This is a genomic window from Mesorhizobium sp. YM1C-6-2 (assembly GCF_003666685.1).
Lineage (GTDB): Bacteria > Pseudomonadota > Alphaproteobacteria > Rhizobiales > Rhizobiaceae > Mesorhizobium_K.
Genome location: NZ_RCIZ01000025.1, coordinates 1 through 2,665 on the forward strand (window position 1 = coordinate 1; position 2,665 = coordinate 2,665).

General features: G+C 64.8%; 3 protein-coding genes. All 3 read right to left on the reverse strand.

The window, feature by feature from the left end; genetic code table 11:
* Positions 1 to 11 precede the first annotated feature (11 nt).
* Entirely contained in the window at positions 12 to 503 is a 492-nt protein-coding gene (locus D8676_RS26510) for a hypothetical protein (RefSeq protein WP_121584102.1), read from the reverse strand.
* Between the two features lie 34 nt (positions 504 to 537).
* Positions 538 to 1,521, reverse strand: coding sequence for a YVTN family beta-propeller repeat protein (locus D8676_RS26515; RefSeq protein WP_183097266.1), 984 nt, complete (start codon positions 1,519 to 1,521; stop codon positions 538 to 540).
* 29 nt (positions 1,522 to 1,550) lie between these two features.
* On the reverse strand, positions 1,551 to 2,665 hold a 1,115-nt coding region (locus D8676_RS26520; RefSeq protein ID WP_121584104.1), incomplete at its 5' end, for an ABC transporter substrate-binding protein.

Sequence of the window (2,665 nt, forward strand, 5' to 3'; positions counted from 1 at the left end):
CCCGACTGCCTTCACTTTATTGTAATAGTGCCTTTCATTCCCTTGTCTGCGAGGTCAGGGACTGACCATGTGTAGATGCCTGGGCGGACGGTTGTGAACTGGACCTGGATGGTGCCGTCGGCGTCGAATTCGAGCCAGGCCGGCGCCCCGTTCATGTGCACTTCGAGGTCGCTGATGACGATCTGGTTGTTCCACACATTGCGGAAGAGATCGGTGTGGAACTTGTATTCGAGCCCGCCGGCGGCGGTGATCTTCCAGCGGTAGCCCTGGCCGGCGATCAGCTCGAAATCCTTCTGGTTGACGGTGAACTGGTCGTTCTTGGAGCCGAGGACGAGTTCGGGCACGTCCTTGCTGGCGCGGGTCGGCTTCTCGGCCGGCGCCGTCGCCTCGACGGCGGCCGGAGCGTCGTCGTCGTCATCGTCGTCGTCCTGCGCCCAGACCTGGCCGCTTGCGGCGACAAAGCCGATCAGTGCCGCAAACGCGATCGCCCGGTATTTCCTCATGGTTTCCTCCTCACTGCTGATCTCGGGGGTTAACTCAGTTCGGCGACACGACGACGCCCCACGGCAGCTGGCCGACCGTCACCGATTGCACCGGCTCGTCGGTCGCCACGTCGATGAAGGTGATGTCGTTGGAGACGCCGTTGGTCGAGATGATGGTCTTCTGGTCGGGGGTGAAGGCGAGCTGCCAGACGCGCTGGCCGACCAGCACGTATTTCTCCACCTGGTAGGTCGCGGTGTCGACGACGGCGACATGGTTGGCCGGCCCCAGCGCCACATAGGCCTTCTTGCCGTCGGCGGTGATGCGCACGCCGACCGGCTGGATCGTCTCGGAACGCAGGCCGGGGATCTCGAAGGTGATCTTCTTTTTGATCTCGCGGGTGGCGTTGTCGATCACCGACACCGTGCCGCCGATCTCCGCACTCACCCAGGCCTCCTTGCCGTCGGGCGTGAACTCGACGAAGCGCGGGCGCGAATCGACCAGCACATTGTGGGTGATCTCATGCGTCTCGGTGTCGATGAAGTGGGCCATGTTGGTCGTCTCCGACGTGTTGACCATGGTCTTGCCGTCGGGGCTGATGCCCATGCCTTCCGGCTCCACGCCGACCGGGATCTCGGTGATGACGCCCTTGGTCTCGATGTCGATCACGGTGACCAGGTTGTCGTCCTCATTGGCGACGTAGAGCGTCTTGCCGTCGGGCGACAGCACGAACAGCTCGGGGTCGGGGCCCGACGGCAGGGTGGTGACGATCTGGTGGGTGGCGGTGTCGATCACCTCGATCGTGTCGTCGTCGCTGGCGCACAGATAGATGAACTTGCCGTCATGCGAGATGGTGATGCCGCGCGGCCGCTGGCCGACATCGATGGTGGTGACCACCGCCTTGGTCTCTGAATCGACGACGGTGACGGTGTTGTCCTTTTCGTTGGAGACGTAGACCATGTAGGCAAAGGCCGGGCTGGCGGTCAGGCCGGCGGTCAGGCCGGCCGCCATGGCCGCGGCGAGAAAGGGCAGTCGTCGCATCAAAACTCCTCCCGGTTGTCTTCAGGTTCCTACTGCAGGACGCATCTGGTCTCCGGCTGGTCGACGCCGAGCGTGTCCAGCTCCGACACCTGGTGCAAAAAGCCTTCCTGCGGCGAGGTCGAGACGACGGATTTGGTGTCGCCGAGGAAGATCGGCTGCCGGAGCTGCCAGTTCCATGTGCGGAAGGTCAGCTTCTGGCCCTTGAAGGCGGCGATGGAGAAATCGTCGGCGCGGATGAAGGCCTCGATCTTCTCCGGCTCGGCGCTCTGGGTGCGGGTGGCCGCTTCGCCGAGGATACGCACCGCCGTCCACGCCGACATGTCCTTGGACAGCATGCGGCGGCCATTGGCCTTGGCGAAGCGGTTCTGGATCTGGGTGCCGCCCCACTGCTCGCTGGCCGGATGCCAGGCCGACGGCATCAGCCCGGCGGTGCCGGCGACCGGCCGCGGTATCCATGTGCGGAAGGGTACGTAGGTGCCGAACACCTCGCTCTCGTCGGCGACCAGGACCACGTCGTGGTCGGGCAGGTCCTGCATGAAGACCGGGATCTGGCGCTGGATCTGGACGACGCCGGAATCGGTGCGCCTGGCCGTGCCGGTGTCCTTGAACTCCTTCTCGGCCAGGATCTGGCCGCCGAACCGCTCGGCAGAGCGCCGCAGCGCGTCGGCGAAGGCGCGGTCGCCCTCGTGCGAGCCGTAGAGCAGCACCCAGCGCGGCCACTGCTTCCAGATCAGGTATTGGGCCAGGCCGTCGGCCAGCATGGTGCGGCTCGGCGCCGTGTGGAAGACGTTGGCGCGGCACTCCTCCTCGCGCAATATGTCGTCGGTGGCGCCGACATTGAAGATCAGCACGCCGTGCTCGCGGCCGATGTCGGCGATCGACAAGAGCTGCTCGGCCGAGATGTCGGCAAGCACGTAGCGGTCGCCCTTGGCGACCATGTCCCTGAACGTCTGCACGACATCGGCGTCCCGCTTCACCTCGGTGACGTCGAGGGCGAAGGCCTGGCCCATGAACTTGCCGGTCGTGTTGTTGTCGGCAATCGCGACATTGGCCCCCGCAACACCCTCGTCGCGCGGCGCAACGTCGAGCACCGACAATGCCAGCTCAGGCTCATAAGCACGCAGATATCCTATCCGGATCTCGG